Origin of the sequence: Pedobacter sp. MC2016-24, assembly GCF_015223055.1 — a bacterium.
Taxonomy (GTDB): Bacteria; Bacteroidota; Bacteroidia; order Sphingobacteriales; family Sphingobacteriaceae; genus Pedobacter.
In genome coordinates, this window is the sequence record NZ_JADFBX010000009.1 from 36,610 (window position 1) to 58,731 (window position 22,122).

Consider the following 22,122-nt stretch of genomic DNA (forward strand, 5'->3'; position numbering starts at 1 on the left):
CTGAATTCTGGATCGGGAAGGGAGGGCATAAAAAAGCCTGCGAGATCATGATCTGCAGGCTTCTACATATTTTTTATGGAAGTTAATTCAATACTTCCGACAGTTTTTCGGTCTGGTGGTTGGCCAATTTCTGTAATGGTCCTGCAGCAAGCATTTTCATCATCATGTTTAAATCTGCAGAAATGATCAGGCTGGCTGTTGTACCGCCGTTTCCATTGTCTGCTACCGTCCATTTCAATTCAATATCAAAAGGTGCTTTTTCCGTTGGTATTGCAATCAACTGCTGGTTTTCTACGCGTTCAGAGATTCTGATGGCCAATTTAGCCATGTTCTGAATGGTAAAACTTGCCTCATCTTCTGTAGAAGACCAGTTGTAGATGTTTTCAGGCATCAATTGCTGGTGATTGTTCAGGTCGGCTAAAAATGCGTATACTGTTGCTACTGGTAAATTGACTTCCGTAGTACTTTCAATAACTGTCATGTGGATTGTTATTTATATTTTTTCTAATTCAGTACCCCATTCAGCAGGGTTTCTGCGCCATTTGTTCAGCAAGTCAACATCCTTTTGAGCAATAAAACTATGCTCAGCTGCATATTCAATCAGGGTATTGTAATTAGATAAGGTTGCGTAACGGCATTTGGCTTCTTTGAAGTTTTCATCCGCTTTATCAAATCCGTAAGTGAATATGGCAACCAGTCCGGCAACTGATAATCCTGCATTTCTAAGTGCTTCTACGGCCTGTAAGCTGCTCTTGCCTGTAGAAATTAAGTCTTCGATGACCACTACGCGCTGTCCTTCTACAATTTCGCCTTCTATTAAACTTCCGGTACCATGTTCTTTGGCTTTTGACCGAACATATGCAAATGGTAAACCCAATTCCTGGGCAACAAGCGCTCCCTGAGGGATTCCTGCAGTTGCTACACCGGCAATCAGATCAACTGAACCAAACTCTTCCTGAATCAATTGAGATAACTTTTGTCTGATATAAGTTCTTACAGACGGATGTGAAAGTGTAATCCTGTTATCGCAATAGATTGGAGATTTCCAACCAGAAGCCCATGTGAAAGGGTTATTTGGTTGCAGTTTTATGGCTTTTATTTGTAATAAAAATTCAGCTACCTTTAATTCAATATCACTTTTATTATACATGCTCCAAAATTACTGAAAAACTTACATTTGTACTAGCACTATCTAAAACAATGTTAGGTTTGTTGTGAAAAGGTATTGAATACCAGTGGGATAAATGATCCATTTACTACAGGTCTTTTCTAAGCACGGCCAGTGGGGGCTGACTTAACATTCCGCGGCTGCTCCAAACGCCTGTGATCACCACCAGCGAAGTTATAGATCCGAAAAGTAAGGCGATCGGTATGAGAGCCGGCGTAAATGGTGCGTCAAAGACAAATGCGGCCAGTGCCCAGCTTCCGCTTAGGGCCAGGAGCAGCCCTGTCGCTGCCGATAAGCTCCCCAAAAACAGGTATTCAATGGCAGTAATACTTAGAATCTGTTTTCTGCTGGCACCTAAGGTACGTAACAAGACACTCTCTTTTAAACGTTGTCCTTTGCTGGTCAGCACGGCAGAGATGAGCACAATCCATCCGGTTGCCATACTGAAAGTGGCCATAAACTGGATTACGAAGCCTATTTTCGAGAAGAGTTCATCCAGAACGGATAGTACTAAGCCGAGATCTATGACAGATATATTGGGGAACGCACTCACTACCGCAGTCTGAACTTCGGCCGAACGTTGCTGATTGGGTACGTGCGTAGTGATCACCTGGAACTGTGGCGCTTCTTCTAAAACACCTTTAGGAAATACGACCCTGAAATTTGTTTGCATTTGCGCCCAGTTTACTGACCTTAAGCTGCCTACAATGGTGTTGATGGGCATACCTTGTACATTGAACAAAATCTGGTCGCCAATTTTTACTTTGAGGCGTTTGGCATAGCCTTCTTCCAGAGAAACATATATTGGACCATCCGGTTTTGCGATACCTGTCCACTGACCTTCGACCAGTGTTTCTGCTGAGGTCAGTTTTTCCTGAAAGGTTACCCGCAGTTCACCATTGAAGGCAGAGCGGTTTGATACGGGCTTTTTGCCGTTGATTTTTTCCAGTCTGACGGTGACAATAGGTACCTGGCTCAGGACAGGCAGTTTATAGGTTTTAACCAGGTTGATCAGGGCTTTGGCTTGACTGGTTTGAATATCAAACATGACCATGTTTGCCTGATTTGGTCCGGAGGATAAGGAAAGCCGGTTTAATAATATGCCTTGCACAAAGAATAGCGTGGCGATAAAGGCGGTGGACAAACCTATCGAAACAGTGAGCATTAGCGTTTGATTATTTGGTCGGTAGAGGTTGGCAAATCCTTGTCGCCACAGGTAACTTAATGGGCCTGACAATACCTTGCGCAGGATCACCATCATGCCCCTGGACAATGCAAAAAGTAAAACAAAAGCAACTACTACACTTAAAGTGAATACAGCTGCCATGGTCCAGTTTTCCATTTGGAGGTAGGTAAATCCAAGTACAAAGCCAAAGATCAGCAGGTAAACCAATCCTTTTAAAGGATCTCTTTTTCCAGTTGTTTTTTCAAAGGACAAACGCAGGGCGTTGAGTGGCGAAACCAGTCTGACTGTCAGTAATGACGGCATTGCAAAAAGTACGGCAATGATCAGTCCGACGGCAATACCCTGTCCGATGGCATACCAGGAAATGTTCATGGTCAATTCAACCGGGATAAAGTCTTTGAGCAGATAGGGCAGGAGGAACTGAATGACTGTTCCCAATATGGCGCCGATTACAGCGCCCAGGAGGCCGATTCCGGCAATCTGGATCAGGTAAATCAAAAAGGCTTCCGAAGATTTTACACCAAGACAGCGGAGTGTGGCAATGGATGTCAGCTTTTCGCGGATATACACCTGTATGGCGCTGCCAACACCTATACAGCCCAATAATAAGGCAATGAAACCGGAAAGGGCCAGGAAACGGCTGACATTTTTGAAAGATTTTCCGGTGTTTTCTTTGGTGGAGGCAACGGTTTGAACTTCCATACCTTCTTTTTCCAGCTTCGGTTCCAATTGTTTCAATACTTTGGCCAGTTGAGCAGGCTGATTGTATTTAAAATAGTATTTATACTGGATGCGGCTTCCGGTTTTACTAAGGCCGGTTTGCTCCAGATATTTCATAGGGATATATACAACGGGATTGACCGCCGACACAATTCCGGTCTGACCAGGTGCTTTTTTCAATGCCCCTGCAATCTGGAAGGATAAATTACCCACCCGAATCGAGTCGCCGGGTTTGACACCGAACTGCAACATCAAGGTTTGGTCGACCAGCGCCTGTCGTTCATTTCTGAAATTTTTTTCTGCCGCTGCGGGGCTGGTTTCGATAGGTCCATAGAAAGGGTAGTTGCCTTCCAGTGCACGTACCTGTCCGAGCCTGCTGTTTCCTGATTTAGAAAAATACAGCATGGAGACAAAAGTTCTTTCTGCTGCTTTTTCATCGCCCAGATTGGCGATGATTTTTTCGGTTTCCGGATTTGCCGGCTGCCGGGATTCGAGAATCAGATCTGCACCGGCCAGTGTTTTGGCCTGATCATCGATGTCTCTTTGCAGGTTGTCTCTAAACGCATATACCGCTACGAGTGCAGCAATCCCCAAAACAATGGACGCGATGAACAGCAACAGTCGTGACCTGTTTTTGCGGCTGTCTCTCCAGGCCATTTTGAACACCCATTTGAGATCGATGGCACGGCTTTCTGATGTTTCTTTATTTTGCATGTTCATCCGATTGAATGATGCCACCTTTTAATTTGATGATTCTTCCTGTGCGGGAAGCGAGTTCCAGATCGTGTGTTACAATGACCAGGGTGGTACCAGCTTCTTTATTCAGGTCGAACATAAGTTTTTCAATCTTTTCGCTGGTTTCATCGTCCAGATTACCTGTGGGCTCATCTGCAAACAGGATGGCAGGCTGATTGGAGAAGGCACGGGCCAGCGAAACGCGCTGTTGTTCACCGCCAGATAGTTGTATGGGATAATGCTGGGCACGGGCACTGAGGCCAACTTTATCCAGCAACTCCAGGGCACGGCCCTGGATGTTTTTTTCGCGTCGCAATTCCATAGGTACCATGACATTTTCCAGCGCAGTAAGGGTAGGCATGAGCTGGAAGTTCTGGAAGATAAAACCAATGGAATTGTTACGTACTGCGGCACGCTGGTCTTCGGTTAAATCATCTAGTTTGATGTTATTGAGTGTAATGCTTCCCGAGCTGGCCCTGTCCAGGCCGGCACATAGACCGAGTAATGTGGTTTTGCCACTTCCTGATGGTCCGGTGATGGCCAATGTAGCACCAGAGCTGACACTGAAATTGATGTTGTTCAAAACCTGAAGTTCCTTACCGGCACTTTGATATATTTTATTGACGTTGTTGATTTCGAGAATAGTTTCAGCTGACATAGAACCGGGCTTATGGGTAGATAAATGCACAATTATGTAAACTTAACAATTGCTTTTCTGTTAAACCTATAAGTAATTGCTATTTTAGATTTAAATTACATCTATGTTACGTATTCAGTTGACCAGTGCAGCCATGCTGCTCACCATTTTAATTTCCTGTGGTAATGGCGGAGATCAAACCACGACAACCGTAGCGGCAGAAAGCGACAGCACTGTTGTTTCAAAAGTAAAGGCCCGGCGCATTTTATTTTTTGGTACCAGTTTGACTGCAGGCTATGGTCTGGATGATGTAAATGATGCTTATCCGGCCTTGATTCAAAGTAAAATAGATTCGCTGCATTTACCTTACCAGGTTGTTAATGCGGGTTTAAGTGGTGAAACTTCTGCCGGAGGCAAGGGGCGGATTGATTGGCTGCTGAAGCAACCCGTTGATATTTTTGTACTTGAGCTGGGTGCCAATGATGGTTTAAGAGGCTTATCTGTGAGCCAGACTGCGGGCAATCTGCAAGACATCATCGACCGGGTAAAAGCAAAATATCCGAAGGCAAGACTGGTGATGACCGGAATGCAAATGCCACCAAGTATGGGTGAAAAATATACCGCTGATTTCAAAAATCTGTTTAGTGACCTGGCGGCCAAAAACAAAATGGTATTTATACCCTTCCTGTTGGAAGGGGTAGGCGGTATTCCGAAATTGAACCAGAAAGATGGTATTCACCCCACTGCTGAAGGTCAGAAGATCCTGGCGGCCAATGTATGGCGTGAGTTGAAACCTTTGTTGTAAAGTTTTTAACTGCTGATGATCCCGGCCTGGAATTGTAGTAAAGTCTTTTTTAAATTGAAATGGTGTTTGAATACCACGAGTGTGAAATCAGTCACCACAGCAAAAAAGGCATCCACTTCGGCATTGAAATAGGTGTCATGACCAAAATAACTCCAGTTCTTGTCCAGGTACTCTTCAAACCTCGTCCTCATTTCAGTACTAATGACTTCCTGGTAACCGATATCTTCCATGATGAGTCTAACCTGAGTTTTAAAAGGTTCTTCCATTTTTTTTACCTGTACCATTTGCGTTCTGATCTGTTCCAAAGGGGTTGAGGTTTGCATGAAAGCTGTGGCTTCAAGTAAATTGACGCAGGCGTCCTGTTGTGCCTGTGAATGGATTGTGCCTTGTTGATAGGCGAGTATGTGCTTTTTAAATTCAGCCAATTCACCTTGTCGTACTGCCTGGGTTAAAAAGAATTTGAAGAGGTCTGCGTCTCTTTGATCCAGCGCTTTGTTCAGATTTTCAATCTCTGTTGCTAAGTAATCGATGAGCGGTAAAGCATCCATTGCACTGTATTTGGTTCCGTCGTAATCAAAGCTTTGGATTTGTATTTCACCACGATGGATTTTACCAATGGTTTCCTTGTCTGCTATTGCCGTTTTTAGGCTATTGAGCTCAGCTGCGCTTTGCTCATTAATCAATTCTTCAAACCGAAGTGTCTGGTCCAGTGCCGGACTGTCCAAATCAGCCGCTGTAAAATTTTTATAGGGATTTCGTTCGTCAAAAAAGCCTTTGAAAACCGGAGGATAGGAGCTTTCGGCTTCCTGTTTCTTATAGTCAGTTATAAAATCTTCCGGAGCCAGTAGACTTGGTTGTGTCTCATAGGTTATGCCTTCAAACAAACGTTCTGTAATTAAATTTTGAAGTAGTTCTTTATCGGCGAGTAGATCTATCGCAATGCCTTTGTGATTTCCTTTTGAAGGCAGATTTAAGGCATTCAATTTGGCTACACGTTGTTCCGTGCTTGGATGTGAGGACCACTGATCATCCAAAACCAGTTTTGTTTTGTTGAATTTCTTGTAGCTTTCTACGGAAAGCGTTGGCAGGCCATCCTGTATTGGCAGTTCTTCTGCCGATGCAAGTTGATTCAATACGAAATACTGCTGTGGATAAAAGTTATTGGCCTTTTGTGATTCGGCAATTTTACTGCTGTAATAATTGAATACGACATTGAGCGACTGATCTGCCAGTTCTAAGCGGAGCAGGGAATTCACCAGTGGTTGCGATCCTGCAACGCTTGCGGCTACTGCATCAGCATGAAATTCCATTTCCCTGGATAAGGCCATGTAATTGAGATTCAATACCGCGTGTACTTTGACCAGAACATACTGGATTCCCTGTACGACGAGGATGGAGCCTTTAGCGAATAAGATGAAGTAAGAACTGGCATCAGACCACCGGCCGATTAAATTGCTGTAACCTTCATTGTCATACAGCATGTTATAAATGACTTTATTGACCTGGTGTACGTAACTGCCAACCTTCATGCTGCGTTGCGAGAAATGTCCAAATTCGTGTGCCAGAATGGCTTTCAACTCAATAACGGAGATGGAATTCATCAGGCCAAGTCCGATTTGCAGGTTCTTTTTAACAGGAAAGAACATGCTCCAAAAGTTAGAGTCGTAAAAAACCGAGGCATTGACGTCTGAGGAAAGGTATACCTTTTTAGGAAAACTGGTTTGTACTTCGTTTACGATTTCATGAATGAGTTTAAACAATTCCGGCTGTTGTTTTTCGGTGATTTCCAACAAGTGACTCCGGTCTATCTTATTCGACTTGCTGAAGATGAATTTAATCAGGAAGAAGAAAATGAGGAAACCCATTCCAATAAATCCAAGGGCCAGCATCAAAGTAATGAACATAGCCTTGGATACTACTAAAAAATAGGCAATTAAACCACAAAGTAAAATGACACCAATACCTAAAGTAATCAATAGCAGGTAGGTGAAAACAAACAGTACAATTGAAAATACAGACCTGAAGGCCATTCTTCTAAAATTGTCTGAGATCTGGAGTGCGTTAGTTTGCATGAAGTATAAATTTTAATCCAAATTAAGGAAAAAAATATACTTCAGAAATTAGTTTTGAGATTGCATCTGTTTATAAGTATCCTCGTCAATAAGATGTACCGGGTTTTTCGGATCGTAATGGAAGGTTACTGAGTCACCAATATCGGTAGTGGTAAAAGTCGTTTCAGCCTGGTATTCACCAGTGTATTCTTTACCGTCCTGAGCTTTAAATTTTACGTCCCAATGTGGGGTATGTCCTTTTCCAATCCGGCCGTTATCACCTTTTCCAGTAATCACACCGGTAGCAGTTGGCCATTTCATGTTGTCTTTATAGCCACAAGCGGCAATGAACAGTGCCATTGCAGAGATTATTAATGTCGATTTTAGCGTTTTCATATCACAATAGGGATGAATGGGTGTATAAAATCAAAAACTTAGCAATAGTAGAGCCAAAAACTGTAAAGATCTTTATCTTGCGCAAAAAATTGCCCTCTACCCTTATAATTTACGCGATGAATACCCTAAAACAGATTTGCTTTCCACTGATTTTTGTACCTGCATTGTGGACACAAATGTCCTGCTCCAATTCCAACGGATCAAAAAATACTACAGAAAATACGACCAGTCCTGGTTCTGTCCAGACTGAGGGAACTGCTCCTGTTCCGCAGGTCAGGAAGACCGGAGCTTTTGTACCCAATGAACTTGGGCGCATCATGGTGCTGGAATATCACCTGATTGGTTATCCTGAAGACGTTTGGCGACGTACACCTGAAAACTTCAGGAAAGACCTGCAAATGTTGTACGATCATAACTATTACCCGGTTTCTGTAAAAGACCTGGCTGCTGGACAGGTGAATGTGCCTGCGGGTATGACGCCATTTGCCATGACCTTTGATGATTCCAGTGCGGGACAATTCCGTTACCTGGAAAAAAATGGTAAACTGGAATTAGACCCGGACTGTGCCCTGGGCATCATGGAGGCCTTTAAAAAGCAACATCCTGATTTCCCAATCACAGCCTCTTTTTATGTGTTGCCAGCCATTAAACCCAAACTCAGGTTGTTTGCGCAACCCGAATATCAAAAGCAAAAACTGGCATGGCTGATTGCGCATGGTTATGAAATTGGAAACCATGGTTGGTTTCATGTGCCCTTGCATAAACTGGACGATGCTGGTGTACAGAAGCACCTGGCTATGTTTGTAAAGGAAATTAAGGCATTTATCCCGGATTATGAGGTGAAAAGTCTGGCTTTGCCCCTGGGTATGCATGCAAAAAATCGGATATTGGAATCAAAAGGTAGTTTTGAAGGTACCAATTACAAACATGATGCGGTATTTTTGGTAGGTTCTGTGACTTCTGTATCTCCCTATGACAAAGACTTTAATCCGCTTGCTATTCAGCGGGTACAGGCAGGTGATACACCCACCGGACCAGCGGCTTTTACGAAACAACTCGATCAAAGTGGAAACCGGTTTATCAGTGATGGTGATCCCAATACGATATCGGCACCGTTGAAAATGAAAGCACGGTTGAAACCGGTATTGGAAAAAAAGTTTGTGGCAAAGTAATTTGTATTTCAGAATTTTCATACTTTTAAACACTCATTTATGAAAACATACAGAATTTACATCAACGATAACACACTATTCATTTCGGATACAATACCAGAGGTAGCAAGCAAAATTAACCAGTTGGATCTGGAAAGTTTTGATTTTAAGACCTTTTATAAAAACCTGAGCAAGGACACTGCCGATTTATACATGATCCGTTGTGCTTATCCAAAGGAAATATTCAAAAAGATTAAGAAAAGCTGTGTGTTGATTAAAGCCGCCGGAGGCCTGGTTTCAAGTGCTAAGGATAATTTTCTGTTCATTTACAGGAATAAGAAATGGGATTTGCCTAAAGGGAAGGTAGAGAAAGGCGAAAAGATGAAGGAGGCGGCCAAAAGAGAAGTGGAAGAGGAATGCGGGGTTAAAATTCTGACCAATGATGAGAAGCTTTGTAAGACTTATCATGTGTATACTTTAGGTAGCAAGGTGGTTTTGAAAAAGACGAATTGGTACAGCATGACTGTTAAGGGCGAACCTAAGCTTGTACCACAAAAAGAAGAAGGCATTACCAAGGCCAGCTGGCTGGACCAGAGTGAACTGGAGCCCGTAGTTGTCAACACTTATCCATCCATTATGCATGTGCTGGAGGTTGCCAGGTTACTGGTTTAAGCTTTTAGCTTACAAGAAGGAGATCGCTTCTTTTGGAAGAAATGGAGTCACATCTCCATGGTTTCGCAAAATATCGCGAACAATGGTAGAGCTGATTGCTGAATATTCTGGCTTACTGAGGATGAAAATGGTTTCCATTTCAGGCATCATGGTCTGATTGATCTGGGCAATGGCACGTTCATACTCAAAATCTCCAACGGAGCGGATTCCCCTAACCATATACTGGGCATTGATCTTTTTACAAAAATCAACTGTAAGTCCCTCATAAAGCTGAACCTCGATATTGTCATGGGTTGCAAACACTGCTTTCACAATTTCTTCCCGCTTTTCGGCAGAGAGAAAGTTTTGTTTGGAGCTGTTTAACCCAATGCCAACTACAATCTTATCGAATAGTGGCAGGGCACGTTTTAGAATGTCAACATGGGCAATGGTAATCGGGTCAAACGAACCTGGAAAGAGTGCAATCTTCATATGGGTGAAATTATTGAGGCTTTTCAAAAAAGCTGAATGAGGAGTTTCCGTATCTTCTGGTTTCCTTATAGCCTGGCTTGTCTTTCAGCTTCAATAAGGAAGGGTGTTCCACGATAAGCAGGCCATTGTCTGTCAACAGGTTGTTTTTAAAGACCAGTTCTGAGATTAGTGGAATGGTGGGCAGGTCGTAGGGTGGATCGGCAAAAATGATCTGGTAGGATTTCTGATGTCCTTCCAAAAACTTAAACACATCTGCTTTCTGCACAGAGATTTCGTTCAGATCGTATTTACTGATGACTGATTTAAGCCAGTACACACATCCCGAATGCTTATCTACCGAAGTTACGGCTTTGATTCCTCTGGATGCAAACTCGATGCTGACGCTTCCAGTGCCGGAGAAGAGATCCAATACTGAGCAACTGTCAAAATCGTAGGTATTGTAAAGTATATTAAACAAGGCTTCTTTAGCCATGTCAGTTGTTGGTCTTACCGGTAAGCTTTCCGGAGCATTGAACCGGATTCCTTTTAATTTTCCACCTATTATTCGCATACATCAAGGGCTAGCAGACTGCTGTAATAATGCGCAGGCATGTCATCTAATATTTTTTGATCAGTATGCTCCAGGGGAGGCAGACTGAAGTTAATTTGATCAAAGTATTTGGCTATACATTGATAATTGGGATCACCTTCGTGAATAATGCCGCTTAAAAATGCTGTAGTTTCTGTTGGTCTGATAGCCAGTCGGTTCAGAATCAGTAACAGGTAGTAGTTAAACTCTTCAGAATTGTCTGTCTGGTAAAAGTTTTGAAAAATGAGTTGGCCATCTTTGATATAGGCTGCATTGAATGACGTTGCTGTAAAATCAAGAATGAGGGCAGCGTGTAATTTGTTTTTAGCCAGACCTAAAATGCTTGCATTTTGGGCATAGAGCCTGCAGTTTTCCAAAGCAGATACCAGGGTGGTTTCGGTAAACTCCTGCAAGGTAAAGATGGAGGTAAAGCCAAAACTGGCAAAGGGCTGGGTGTATAAATTTCCAGATTGTGGTGTGGAAAAGAAATTGTTGTATTTGTTCAGATCTGCAGGATCAAACAGTTCATTGGGGATGGCAATTGCATTTTCTGTATATACAGCGGCTTTAATCTCTTTAAAGGGCAAACTTAAATAAACATCTTGTTTAAGCTTTTCTGCAAGGGTATCGGCTACGTCATCACATTCCTGCTGGTCGTATACAGCCTGAAGCTTTTCGCTGCTTTTATCAATGATGGCATACGAGAAACTATCAGGCATAATCTTAAGTAGCAAAGTACAATTTGCTGCCGTTTTCGGATCAAATTCCGGATCAACCAGTAGTATGTTGTTCTTATTATCCATATTAGCAAAATTAATCCTTTTTTCTATAACATCACCATCGCATATTTGTTAAATGGATAAAGCAGCAATTATAGCACAGTCATACGAATTCACACCGACAGCGGAACAGCTTGTTTTTTGTGACCGGATGGCTTCTTTTTTATCGCATGAGCTGGATGATCAGTGTTTTATATTGCGGGGTTACGCGGGAACTGGTAAGACGACTTCGGTAGCTGCACTGGTAAAGGCTTTGCCTAAATTTAAACTTCGGGCAGTTTTACTGGCGCCTACGGGTAGGGCTGCGAAGGTTATGAGTAATTATACGGGTCGTAAAGCGCTAACCATTCATAAGAAAATTTACAGAAAACGCTCGGCTGTGGCGGTCGACATGTCTTTTGAGCTTGCCCCCAATTTAGCCGAACATACCCTGTTTATCGTAGATGAGGCTTCGATGATCGCCGATGAATGGAATACAGGAACCGGTTCATCTTTTCTGAAGGATCTGATGGAGTTTGTGTACAATCATAAAAATTGCGGATTGTTGTTTGTTGGGGATACGGCACAGTTGCCTCCTGTTGGAAGCATCGACAGCCCGGCTTTAAACCAGGGATACCTGGCTTTGAAGTTTGGTAAGAAAATGAAAGCCGTTGAACTGAGGGAAGTGGTGCGGCAGGAGAAAAAATCGGGGATCTTGGCCAATGCGACGATGTTGCGAAAACTGATCAACGATACGGCACCTGATGAAAAAATGGATTTGCCAAAATTCATCACTAAAAATTACAAGGATATTTTTAGAATGACCGGATTGAAACTGGTAGAGGGCTTGGAATATGCTTATGGAAAGTTTGGAATTGAAAACTCCCTGGTGGTTTGCCGGTCCAATAAATCTGCCAATGTTTACAATCAGCAGATCCGTGCGCGCTTGCTATATCGTGAAGAAGAGTTGACGGGTGGCGACCAGATCATGGTGGTTAAGAATAATTATTTCTGGCTGCCCGAGAATGAATCTGCGGCATTTATTGCAAATGGGGATATGGCACGGATTGTTCGGGTTCGGAATACAGAAGAGCGTTATGGTTTCCGGTTTGCCGAAACACAACTGGAGTTTCTGGATTTTCCGGAAGCGGGTAATGTGACTTGTAAAGTGATGCTGGATACCCTGACTGCAGAGACGCCCAATTTGCCCTTTGAGCAGGCTAATTTGTTGTTTGAACAATTGAATATAGATTACGAGCACATTAAAAATAAGCGGGAAAGGTATAATGCCATTAAAGAAGATCCCTATTACAATGCGTTGCAAATTAAGTTTGCTTATGCTGTAACCTGCCATAAAGCACAGGGCGGGCAATGGGATGCTGTATTTGTTGATCAGGGTTACTTAACAGACGAAATGGTGGATATGGATTTTTTACGGTGGCTGTATACTGGGGTAACCAGGGCAAAAAGAGAATTATTTTTAGTAAATTTTGCCCCAAATCTGTTTTTGGCCCCGGCTGAAGATCAGTTCTAACTTAAAAATGATAAAATGAAATTTGGATATAGCATCAAACAGAAAACCAAAATTGCCATCCTGTTATTTTGTATTATGGGCTGTACCATTTTGATCCGGTTTTTGGAAGATAAAAGTGTGAAGAATATGAACAATTCTTTTGTGTCTTTGTACAATGACCGTTTGATCCCGGCAACGGATTTGTTTTATATCGCAGAATATGTAGATCAGAAACGCCTGCTGCTGGACAATGCGTTGTATCCTGCAGTGCATGATGTTTTTAATGGGAAAAAGTTGAAAACCGGGTTAAATAAAATCAACGGCTCTATAGATTCATTGATTTCCGGTTATGAAAAAACTTACCTGGTTAAGCAGGAGAAAGAGCAAATGGCTAACCTGAAGAAGATATTATGGGGAAATAGAATGTTTGAGGAGAAAACCTTAACCACCATGGAGCATGAAGGCCTGGAGCGGGCCAGGATTGCACACGAGGTTTTTGGCCGCAATGCATCCAGTGAAATTATCCAGCAATTGTCAGAATTGATGCGGATCCAGCGCATGGTAGGTCAGGAACTGATCAAGGATACTGAATTTATGGTTTCGGGCAATAAACTTTATTCCTCCCTGCAAATGGTATTGGCCATTGTGATTGGGATCTTGATTGTAGGCATTATATTTACTTCGAACGTAGTGAAGATCAAAAACGAGAAATTTAACCTGAACTAGCTTAATTTTCCGTTAATTCTAAAGATAGTCCCTTTGTTTTCTTCAGTTTCTAGGCTGAGTTCGCAACCATGTTGTTCAATAATGGTTTTAGAGATGTGCAGACCTAAACCGATGGATTTTTCACCATTTAAACCGGTCCTGCCTGCTTTTGAAAACTGATCGAATAACATCGCCCTGAGGTGTTCCGGGATTCCGATGCCCTGATCGGCTATACTCAGTTCGTATGTGGTTTCTTTTTTGATCAAAGCGACTTCAATCGGTGTATCTTCATTGGAAAATTTAATGGCATTTCCGATCAGGTTGTCTATGGCCCGCGTAAATTTTGAGTCGTTGACATGGGTGTTGAGCCGCTGTTCTGTGGCCTTGAAATTGATCTTTCTTTCGGCATTCACATTGGCCTGCCAATTGGCACATATTCCCTGAATGAGGGCAATGAGGTCCGTTTCCTGCATGCTGAAAGGTGTTTTATCATGCTGGATGACTTCAATTAAATCGTTGATGATACTTTTTGCCTGTCTGGCAGAGGTTAAAATCAGCTGTAGCTCGGTATCTTCTTTACCGTCTTCTATCAATATCCGGCTGAGGGCTTCAATATTGTTTAAGGGATTTCTCAAATCGTGTGCTACAAAGCCAAGAATTTCTCCTTTTTGCTGATTGAGTTCTACTACCTCTTCATTTTTTTCTTCCAGTTGTTTAACCTTTACAAACTGCTCGGCCTTGAAATAATAACCGTATCGGGAGCAGGCATATAGAAAAAAAGCAAGTACGCCAGACATGATGACATTCAGTAATTTTTGCTGGGTACTCATTTCGGGAATGAACATGGCTGCCACGAAAAGTACAATGATGTAGGCCGAAATGATGATGATCTGTGTCAACTCCAGTGCGAAAAATACACTGACCGCTACGATACCGGTCAGAAATATGGTTAAGGTGTTTTTTGGATTTTGCTGGGAAAATAAATAACTGACTGTGAAAGAGGAAGTCAGTAAGAACAAACAAAAGGCCAGGACCAGTGCATTTCTGCCAGCAGTTTTCCAGGAATGGGATTTTAAAGCTAAACTGGCAGCAAACAAAAAGAACAGCGAACCAGAGATTTGCACCCAGTTTAATACATTATATTGTGGCAGAAAAGGCATTGACATCAGCTCCGCACGATAGAAAATAGAAGTCAGCCTAACCCCAAGCGTGATGGTTAGGAGTACGGTACTAAGAACGGTTACCTGCCTAAGATTGATATAGCTGTAGGCATGCCTAAACTCGGCAGCGTACTTATTAAAAATCTTGTATTTAAATATTTGAAACAAGCGATGGTTTTGGAACAAAAATAGAGAAAGCAAATGAGTTATCCATTATTATCTTATTTTTGTGCCAAAGCATATTTTTATGAGTACCCTAGCTACAGTTGAATTTAATAAAGCCTTCATTTTCAAGTTTTTAAAGTTCGGTGTGGTTGGGTTTTCGGGACTGATTGTTGATTTTAGCATCACCTATTTCTGTAAGGAAAAATTAAAAATCCACAAATATATAGCGAATTCTTCAGGCTTTGTGGTGGCAACGGGGACAAATTATATGTTAAACCGTTACTGGACGTTTAGTAGTCATAATCCTGGTTTAATTATTCAATTTGGGAAATTCTTCATGGTTTCCCTGGTTGGACTTGCATTGAGTAATGCGTTGATTTATCTGTTGCACGATAAGTTGAGATGGAATTTTTACTTTGCCAAAGCCTGCGCCATTGTGATTGTTTCGCTTTGGAATTTCTTTGCCAATTACCTTTATACTTTTACCGGATAACAAATTTTTATGATAAATACCAAGCGGAGTCCTGAACAGATTTTATTTATTTTTTTAGGAATCTGGACGCTGATCAATATTGTACAGGCCAGTTTTGTAGAAGTACATGCAGACGAAGCTTATTACTGGGTATATTCCCGGTTTTTAGACTGGGGTTATTTTGATCATCCACCTATGGTGGCCTTGTTCATCAGGATCGGAGATGGTCTTTTACAATCCACATTGGGCTTAAGGTTGCTGACAGTCATCACCAGTACAGCATCAGCCTACCTGCTGTGGAAAATGGTGAGTCCATATGGCAAGGACATCAAGCTGTTTATTTTGCTGTTTGGTTCGATTGTTCTTTTCCATGTTTATGGTTTTATTACTTCTCCTGATGCGCCCCTGTTCTTTTTTATGGTACTCTTTTTTTATGTGTACCAGCGGTATGTAGTGGAAGATAAATTGAAATGGGCGTTTTTACTGGCCGTGGTTATTGCCTGTATGCTCTATAGCAAGTACCACGGTATTTTGGTATTGTTCTTTACCATTCTTTCGAACTGGAAGTTGTTAAAAAGATGGAGCTTCTGGTTGGTTGTGGTCATTTCTATGGTGGCGTTTATACCGCACATCTGGTGGCAGGTTCAAAACAATTATCCTTCTTTCTATTATCATGTGATAGACCGCTCGTCTGCCTATTATAAATCAAGCTTTACAACAGCGTATATTTTGGCCCAGTTGGCTTTAGCCGGTCCGCTAGTGGGTTGGTACCTGTATCGTTCTGCTGTCCTGGTTAAGCATTCGGATCCCTTTATCGCTGCGGTTAAGTTTAATTTTTACGGTATTTTTCTGTTTTTCCTGCTGAGCACTTTGAAAGGAAGGGTAGAAGCGCATTGGACCTTACCAGCCATGCTGTGCCTGTTTATACTGGCTTATATCAGCATGTCGAAGTCCCGGGTGCCAAAATGGTTTAATGGATTGGCTATGGTGAATATTGGATTGGTCATTCTGGTCAGGTTGATCCTGATTGTTCCGATACCTGCTTTGATGAAAATCAAAGTGGTAGACTATTATTTTGGAAATAAAACCTGGGCGGAGGATATCCAGCAGAAAGCAGGTGATGCACCTGTGATCTTTGTAGACTCTTTCCAGGTGCCCTCACGTTACAATTATTATACCCGGAGCACCCTTGGTTTTGGATATGATTCCAGGTATTACCGTAAAAACCAATATGACATCTGGCCATTAGAGGATGGCATCAGAAATCATAAAGCTTATTTTGTACAGCAGCACGTGATGGATGGCGCAGGCCAGGTAGATACGATTTTGACCAGTAAAGGTCCTTATTACGGAATTTGGATTGATCAGGTACGCATGTACCAAAAGCTAAGTATAAACCCGGTTGCTGTTCCTGCAGACTGGAAAAGCGGGGAGCAGCGCGAATTGGAATTGAGGATCACAAATCCTTACGCAGATGCGGTCCATTTGGGAAATAAAAACGAAAAATGGAAGTGTTTTCTGGAGTATAGCTTTAAGTTGGGGCCGGATCTGGATGAATTTAAACCTGTGGATGCGGATTTAGAAGGGGTAGCAGTTAAACCGGGTCAGTCCGTATTGCTAAAAGCTAAGATAACGGCTCCCGCCAATCCTGGTAAATATAAACTTGTAATTTCTGTCAGGACGGAACCTTTTAAAGGAAGCCGGAATAGCAATATGGTTGGGGTAGAAATTAGATAGGCGCCTGTAGCGCCTATCTAATTGGATAAATTATCTTTCTCTGATGATGGTGATGAAGCCGATCATTGGAATGTCGTAACCGTACCGGATGGTATAGTAGTAAGTGCCTTCTGGTAATGGCTTACCATTGTAGTAACCATTCCAATCGTTGGTATAACCTTTTTTACTGTAAACAAGTTTGCCGAGGCGATCTGCGATTTTGACTTCATTGTTTGGATACAACTCAATGTTCTCAATGACAAACAGGTCATTGTTGCCATCTCCATTCGGTGTTAAAATGTTGCGGGGTCTGATTAAAGAGCTTACTGTTACCTTAACCTCTTTTTCTGTAGCACAGCCATTTGAATTTGTACTGGATACTTTATAAGTTGTATTCACCAGTGGATACACTGTTATGGACGAGGTGTTGAGATTTCCAAAGTATAAGAAAGGCCTTTGCCAGGTGTAATTGCTGCCACCACTTGCGGTTAAAGTAATGGATTGACCCAGACCAATATTTAAGGGTTTGTTGCTGGCAATCTGCAAATTTGGCAGGGCTGCAACCTGGAGTATTACCTTTTTACTGATTTTATTGATTCCTCCAAATTCTGTTCCCCCGTTATCGGTTAAGATCACATTGAACTCGACCATTCCACTGACTTCAGGTTTTAAGCGGTATTTGACAAGTGCGGTTCCATTTGCATTTAATTCTGCAGTGAGCAAATCGAACTGTCCTGTTGCAGCAATGGCTTCAATAGAGAGGCTTTGACTGCTTTCAGGTCCTGCTGTAATGCCGCTGAGTGAAATGGTTTTTGTTTCGGCTGCCTGACATAACGTTTGTGTCGGGATTTCATTTAGTGTTGGTGCCTGATTTACGTAGGCCGTTTGAAAATTCCAAACCGTGCCTTTCGCTGTTTCTCCGTCGTTGAGTGCATCTACGCGCCAGTAATAGGTGCTGAGGGGCTTTAGATTTTGCAAGCTGAAGTATTTGGTCTGGATGTCATTTTGCTGAAGCATCAGGCTGTCCGCATGGGTTCCGACGTAAAACGCATAGCGTTCTGCACCTCCGGTCCAGCTGAAATCTGTCTGCTGGGGGCTCAGGTTTATGCTTTGATTCAGGGGACTCACGTTCTGAACTTGTTTGACCAGCTTTTCGCCATTGAACAGGTTGGTAATTTCTTCTGCAGATAGGGAATAATTGTAAATTCGAACATCATCCATGGCCTCTTTATAAGGCTTATTTTCCGTAGAATTACCGAGCAAAAGGGCTTTGGCCTGTCCGATAGTTCCCGTTGTTGTTGCTGAAGTTTTGCTGCCTGCAAGTATGCCGTCGATATAGATTTTTAATAAATTACTATTGGCATCTCTCACTGCAACCAGGTGTTTCCATCCTTGGGCTAAAATGTTGTAAGGCGCTTTATTGATGGTAATGTCTAAATTGCTTTTGTTGATCCCATCATCGATGGCGAAGGTGAGCAGGTTGCTTTTTAATTGTAGTCCGTACCATTTTCCTGTGGTGGCTTCGAAAGTGCCTTTTTGCAGGAGGTAGCAATCTGGCGAGGTTGTTGCCGCAATTTTAACCCACATGGAGATGCTGAAAGAACCCTGGTCGAACTGGATTTGCCCGGCGTCGGGAATGCTGACTGCTCCATTGGCTAAAGGATTGCTGAATAGCAGGCTGCCTTTGAATCTGGCATCATCAGACCATTGGTAGGTGGTGAAATTCTGTAAGCTTCCATGATTTGCATACCGACTGCTGTCAGCGGCAAGCTGGCCGGTTTTTTCATCGAGCATCCAGTGTCCGGTTAATCCTTTTTTGAATTTGGCTGTGCGAAAGTTCCATACACTTCCGCTGGTTTTGCCACCCGGACCGATGGCATCGACACGCCAGAAATAAGGGCTGTTGATGCTTAGGTTTTCCACAGTGAAAAATGGCTTATCAACTGTGGTTGATCCTTTTAAAGTCATTTGCTCAGCTGTGCTGCCCAGATATACCTCAAATGAGGTGGTTTTCAATCCGGCCGTCCAGCCCAGTGTCACCTGGTCTGACTGTGCGGCTGTTGTTGTTGTGGCGGGACTGGGGTTGTAGGCTTGCATGGGATGCGGATCGGTATAGAACTCGGTCATGATTTCCGTATCCGATAAAGCGTAATTGAACATTTTAAGCTCGTCCAGCATCCCGCGATAAGGTGCCGATTGGTTTGTGGTAGACAGAAATTCATATGCTCCAATATTTCCGATGATCAAGGCGCTGCTTTCTCCGATACCGGCATTGGCTTTGGTAATGTCCGATTCCTTGAACAGTATTCCATTTTGGTAGATTTTCAGCTTTTTGTTTTCTACGTCCCGGATCACAGTAACGTATACCCATTCATTGTTAAAAAAGCTGGTGGCGGCAGCCTGAAGTTCATCTTTCCCACCGCCATTGGCATCATTATCATCGTCTATGGCAAAACGGAACTGTTTGTTTTTAAATTCAATATCAAATCGCTTTCCGGTAGCCTGAGTAGCTGCATTTTTGGTAATTGAACCCTTACACAACAGGTAAGCACTGGAGTTATTGTCCTGTGGCAGCATCGTTGGATTGGCCTTCATCCAGAATGATAAGGTGAAGGAGTTTTTATCCAGGTAGAGCTGATCTTCATGAGGTATGCTGACCACGTAAGAAGAAACATCCGCTGTAGAAAAATCGAGCGCATTTTTCTTTTTACCTGTGGTTCTGATGTTGGCATTGTCGTCGTCAAGACCTAGAACACCATGGTTTTCATAACTTGTAGAATCGCTAACCTGTATGCCTTCTGTATCGTCGAAACTCCAGTAGCCGATGATTCCTTTGGGAATGGTTTTACTGGTCCTGAAGGACCAGGTTTCGCCCGGCGACAGGCCTTTGGCATTTGAAGCATCAATACGCCAGTAATACGTGCTGCCTTCTGTAAGTCCATTTATTAAAAGGGAAGGCGCTGTACTGTAGGCGACATCTGCTTTTTTAACCAGGGCTTGCGGATCAGTTCCGAAATAAACTGCGAAATTACTGGTATTGCTGCTGCCGGTCCATTTTAAGGTTACAGCAGAATTGATTAATTCTGCGTATTGAAATCCTATAGCTGGATAAGCGATTGCCGGAATGGCCGGAGCAGTGGGTATGGGTGGAGTTTTTATAGAAGCTACGGCACTGTAGGCCGACTGATCTGTAGTATGAGTTGCTTTAATGCGGTAGTAATAGGTTGTATTTGGAACCAGGTTTTGCTGGTCTGTATAGCTGATCACATTTGCATTCACAGTAGCTATGAGACTATAATTGATGTTGTTTGTGGAGCGTTCCAATACGAAATTTTGTTCGTTTTCGGAGTTGTCAAGCCATTTGATGGTGACCATGCTTGCAGGAACAGGACTTTCTGTAGAAGTTGCCGTTAAGCTTACATTGGAGGGTGGCCTGATGAAGTCGGGAGCGGCTGTGCTGGCCAGGCCATTGATGTAAACTTCAATGTTCAGATAACCCGGATTGTCTGTATTCATGAGCAAGGCATCTGCAGGGTTGTTTTTGTTCAATCCGTTGGCGTCTTCCCAGGCATCTGGTATCCCATCCTGATCGGTGTCAGCCGGGGCCTGTGCGCTGAAGACATTCCCCAATCCGCCATTGCTAAGTGGCAGGTCTGTTTCACGATATACATACAGACCTGCCGTACCACGGGATTTTACCTCATCAATCATCAGCTGATCTACCTGGTCTCTTCTTGGATAAGTGGCTCCTGCCTGATCGATGACCTGCTGGTAAGCCACTGCAGCAGCATACTGTGGGGCTGCTGTAGGATAAGCAAAGGGCTGGGTCTTAAATCCATCATCTGTGATGCCTGGATAACCCGTAATATTTGCCGGAACCAAGGTGCCGTCAAGTTGTCCGTTTTGGTTGTTGTCGAAATAATTGCCAGCTCCGTACAGATAGAAATTACCTGATCCCCTGGAAAAGGGCGTGGTTTTACCGGGTGGGGTATTGGGGCCACCCACAAAATAATTGTTGATGATATTGACTTCGGAAACACCCTGGGAATCTCCGCCCATGATATAAGCGTCACCTGTCCAGCCATAGTTCATCTCATCTCCCAATCGATTGCCATTTCCCCAATTGTAAACGACATTGTTTACAAATTCATTAACGCCTTTAACTTTCGGATTCCTGGTTTTGTTGCTGATGTACAGGTTTTTGAGCAGACTCACGCGACCGCCATCCGGGGTCTGGATCAAACCTCCTGCTGAGTGGTTCTGGCGGTGTAAGCCCTGTCCGATGATGGAATTCTGGATGGTGATGTTGTCTGGCATAGGACCTTTATTGTCCCAGTTGATAGAAAATACCTCATCCATGCCCCAGGTTACCGATAGGTGGTCGAGGATGATATTGGCTCCGCTGGCTATGCCTGAAGCATCCTTACCTGCATTGTCCGTCGCCCCCAATCGAATCCGCAAATAGCGCGCTATGGTATTGGAGGAATTGGAAAAGGATACGGTTTTGTTAAACAATACGATCCCGTCACCTGGTGCAGTTTGTGCTGCGATGGTGGTGTTTTTAGCGACAGCGACTACCGATTTGAGGTTAATGATTCCGCCAACGGCGAAGACTACAAAACGGCCGGGTTGGCTGACTGCATCCCTAAAGGAGCCTGTGCCGCTGTCGTTCAGGTTGGTTACGATATAGACCATTGGATTGCTGACTCCGCGGGCGCCGGTTGCAAAGCGTCCAAAACCACCCGCATCAGGAAAAGCGGGAGTTTGAGCGGAACCAGGTTGACTGCAGAGGGATAAGAGGATGGAAATTGCAATTCCATACAATAGGGTGAAAGATTTTCTCATCTGATGATTGGAGATTAGTTCGTTAGGTTTTAGATTATATTGGTTAACTCTAACTTATCAGTTGAAATTAATTCCGGCAACCTGTGGCAACCTGCTGTTTATATTTTGTAATTGGATTGTTACAGATTGATTTACTGATAAATATTCTTGTTAAAGGCCTTAAAGAAGTCTGTGGGCAAATCCTGACCTTAAGCGCTGCAAATGGCAGGATGCTATAGGTTGCCGATT

General features: G+C 43.1%; 18 protein-coding genes. 7 read left to right on the forward strand and 11 right to left on the reverse strand.

The genetic code is table 11. The features are described from left to right. Nucleotides 1-82 precede the first annotated feature (82 nt). The 4 genes from IM797_RS19115 to IM797_RS19130 all read right to left on the reverse strand — a co-directional run bounded on the left by IM797_RS19115 (nucleotide 83) and on the right by IM797_RS19130 (nucleotide 4,467). Nucleotides 83-481, reverse strand: a complete 399-nt coding sequence (locus IM797_RS19115) for an SRPBCC family protein (protein ID WP_194128783.1) — start codon at nucleotides 479-481, stop codon at nucleotides 83-85. Between the two features lie 12 nt (nucleotides 482-493). Next, nucleotides 494-1,150, reverse strand: coding sequence for an orotate phosphoribosyltransferase (gene pyrE / locus IM797_RS19120; RefSeq protein WP_228098957.1), 657 nt, complete (start codon nucleotides 1,148-1,150; stop codon nucleotides 494-496). A gap of 106 nt (nucleotides 1,151-1,256) precedes the next feature. Then, nucleotides 1,257-3,788, reverse strand: coding sequence for an ABC transporter permease (locus IM797_RS19125; protein ID WP_228098958.1), 2,532 nt, complete (start codon nucleotides 3,786-3,788; stop codon nucleotides 1,257-1,259). After that, complete coding sequence (locus tag IM797_RS19130) at nucleotides 3,778-4,467, reverse strand: ABC transporter ATP-binding protein (RefSeq protein ID WP_194128784.1); 690 nt, start codon at nucleotides 4,465-4,467, stop codon at nucleotides 3,778-3,780. The genes IM797_RS19125 and IM797_RS19130 overlap by 11 nt, the downstream gene beginning before the upstream one ends. A gap of 103 nt (nucleotides 4,468-4,570) precedes the next feature. On the opposite strand from IM797_RS19130, the gene IM797_RS19135 reads away from it, so the two are divergent. After that, a complete protein-coding gene (locus IM797_RS19135; protein ID WP_194128785.1) occupies nucleotides 4,571-5,251 on the forward strand; it encodes an arylesterase in 681 nt (226 codons plus the stop codon). A gap of 5 nt (nucleotides 5,252-5,256) precedes the next feature. On the opposite strand, the gene IM797_RS19140 is transcribed toward IM797_RS19135, so the two are convergent. Together IM797_RS19140 and IM797_RS19145 are read right to left on the reverse strand one after the other, a co-directional pair. After that, nucleotides 5,257-7,323 carry a M48 family metalloprotease gene (locus IM797_RS19140; protein WP_194128786.1) on the reverse strand — a complete coding sequence of 689 codons (2,067 nt, stop codon included), beginning with the start codon at nucleotides 7,321-7,323 and terminating at the stop codon, nucleotides 5,257-5,259. Nucleotides 7,324-7,371: 48 nt separating this feature from the next. Beyond that, nucleotides 7,372-7,698 (reverse strand): DUF3592 domain-containing protein, encoded by a 327-nt coding sequence (locus IM797_RS19145; RefSeq protein ID WP_194128787.1) that lies wholly within the window; start codon nucleotides 7,696-7,698, stop codon nucleotides 7,372-7,374. Between the two features lie 116 nt (nucleotides 7,699-7,814). On the opposite strand from IM797_RS19145, the gene IM797_RS19150 reads away from it, so the two are divergent. Then, nucleotides 7,815-8,870, forward strand: coding sequence for a polysaccharide deacetylase family protein (locus tag IM797_RS19150; RefSeq protein WP_228098959.1), 1,056 nt, complete (start codon nucleotides 7,815-7,817; stop codon nucleotides 8,868-8,870). 39 nt (nucleotides 8,871-8,909) lie between these two features. After that, complete coding sequence (locus tag IM797_RS19155; protein ID WP_194128788.1) at nucleotides 8,910-9,521, forward strand: NUDIX hydrolase; 612 nt, start codon at nucleotides 8,910-8,912, stop codon at nucleotides 9,519-9,521. Between the two features lie 9 nt (nucleotides 9,522-9,530). On the opposite strand, the gene coaD is transcribed toward IM797_RS19155, so the two are convergent. The 3 genes from coaD to IM797_RS19170 are packed head-to-tail and all read right to left on the reverse strand — an operon-like array spanning nucleotide 9,531 to nucleotide 11,363. Further along, nucleotides 9,531-9,992 (reverse strand): pantetheine-phosphate adenylyltransferase, encoded by a 462-nt coding sequence (gene coaD, locus IM797_RS19160; protein WP_194128789.1) that lies wholly within the window; start codon nucleotides 9,990-9,992, stop codon nucleotides 9,531-9,533. 10 nt (nucleotides 9,993-10,002) lie between these two features. Continuing rightward, nucleotides 10,003-10,542 carry an RsmD family RNA methyltransferase gene (locus tag IM797_RS19165; protein WP_194128790.1) on the reverse strand — a complete coding sequence of 180 codons (540 nt, stop codon included), beginning with the start codon at nucleotides 10,540-10,542 and terminating at the stop codon, nucleotides 10,003-10,005. Further along, nucleotides 10,533-11,363: a DUF3822 family protein gene (locus IM797_RS19170; RefSeq protein ID WP_194128791.1), complete on the reverse strand. Its 831-nt coding sequence runs from the start codon at nucleotides 11,361-11,363 to the stop codon at nucleotides 10,533-10,535. The genes IM797_RS19165 and IM797_RS19170 overlap by 10 nt, the downstream gene beginning before the upstream one ends. Nucleotides 11,364-11,415: 52 nt before the next feature. Between IM797_RS19170 and IM797_RS19175 the strand changes: the two genes are divergently transcribed. Both IM797_RS19175 and IM797_RS19180 read left to right on the forward strand, forming a co-directional pair. Then, on the forward strand, nucleotides 11,416-12,852 hold the full coding sequence (locus IM797_RS19175; protein ID WP_194128792.1) for an ATP-dependent RecD-like DNA helicase: 1,437 nt from the start codon (nucleotides 11,416-11,418) through the stop codon (nucleotides 12,850-12,852). Between the two features lie 15 nt (nucleotides 12,853-12,867). After that, the gene (locus IM797_RS19180) at nucleotides 12,868-13,557 is read left to right on the forward strand and encodes an MCP four helix bundle domain-containing protein (RefSeq protein WP_194128793.1); all 690 of its coding nucleotides are present in this window, start codon (nucleotides 12,868-12,870) and stop codon (nucleotides 13,555-13,557) included. Here IM797_RS19180 and IM797_RS19185 read toward each other — a convergent pair. Then, a complete protein-coding gene (locus tag IM797_RS19185) occupies nucleotides 13,554-14,864 on the reverse strand; it encodes a sensor histidine kinase KdpD (RefSeq protein WP_194128794.1) in 1,311 nt (436 codons plus the stop codon). The genes IM797_RS19180 and IM797_RS19185 overlap by 4 nt on opposite strands. Nucleotides 14,865-14,943: 79 nt before the next feature. Between IM797_RS19185 and IM797_RS19190 the strand changes: the two genes are divergently transcribed. Both IM797_RS19190 and IM797_RS19195 read left to right on the forward strand, forming a co-directional pair. After that, entirely contained in the window at nucleotides 14,944-15,354 is a 411-nt protein-coding gene (locus tag IM797_RS19190) for a GtrA family protein (protein ID WP_194128795.1), read from the forward strand. Nucleotides 15,355-15,363: 9 nt separating this feature from the next. Then, a complete protein-coding gene (locus tag IM797_RS19195) occupies nucleotides 15,364-17,070 on the forward strand; it encodes a glycosyltransferase family 39 protein (RefSeq protein WP_194128796.1) in 1,707 nt (568 codons plus the stop codon). Between the two features lie 30 nt (nucleotides 17,071-17,100). Here IM797_RS19195 and IM797_RS19200 read toward each other — a convergent pair whose 3' ends face one another. Further along, entirely contained in the window at nucleotides 17,101-21,894 is a 4,794-nt protein-coding gene (locus tag IM797_RS19200; protein ID WP_194128797.1) for a LamG-like jellyroll fold domain-containing protein, read from the reverse strand. Nucleotides 21,895-22,122 lie beyond the last annotated feature (228 nt).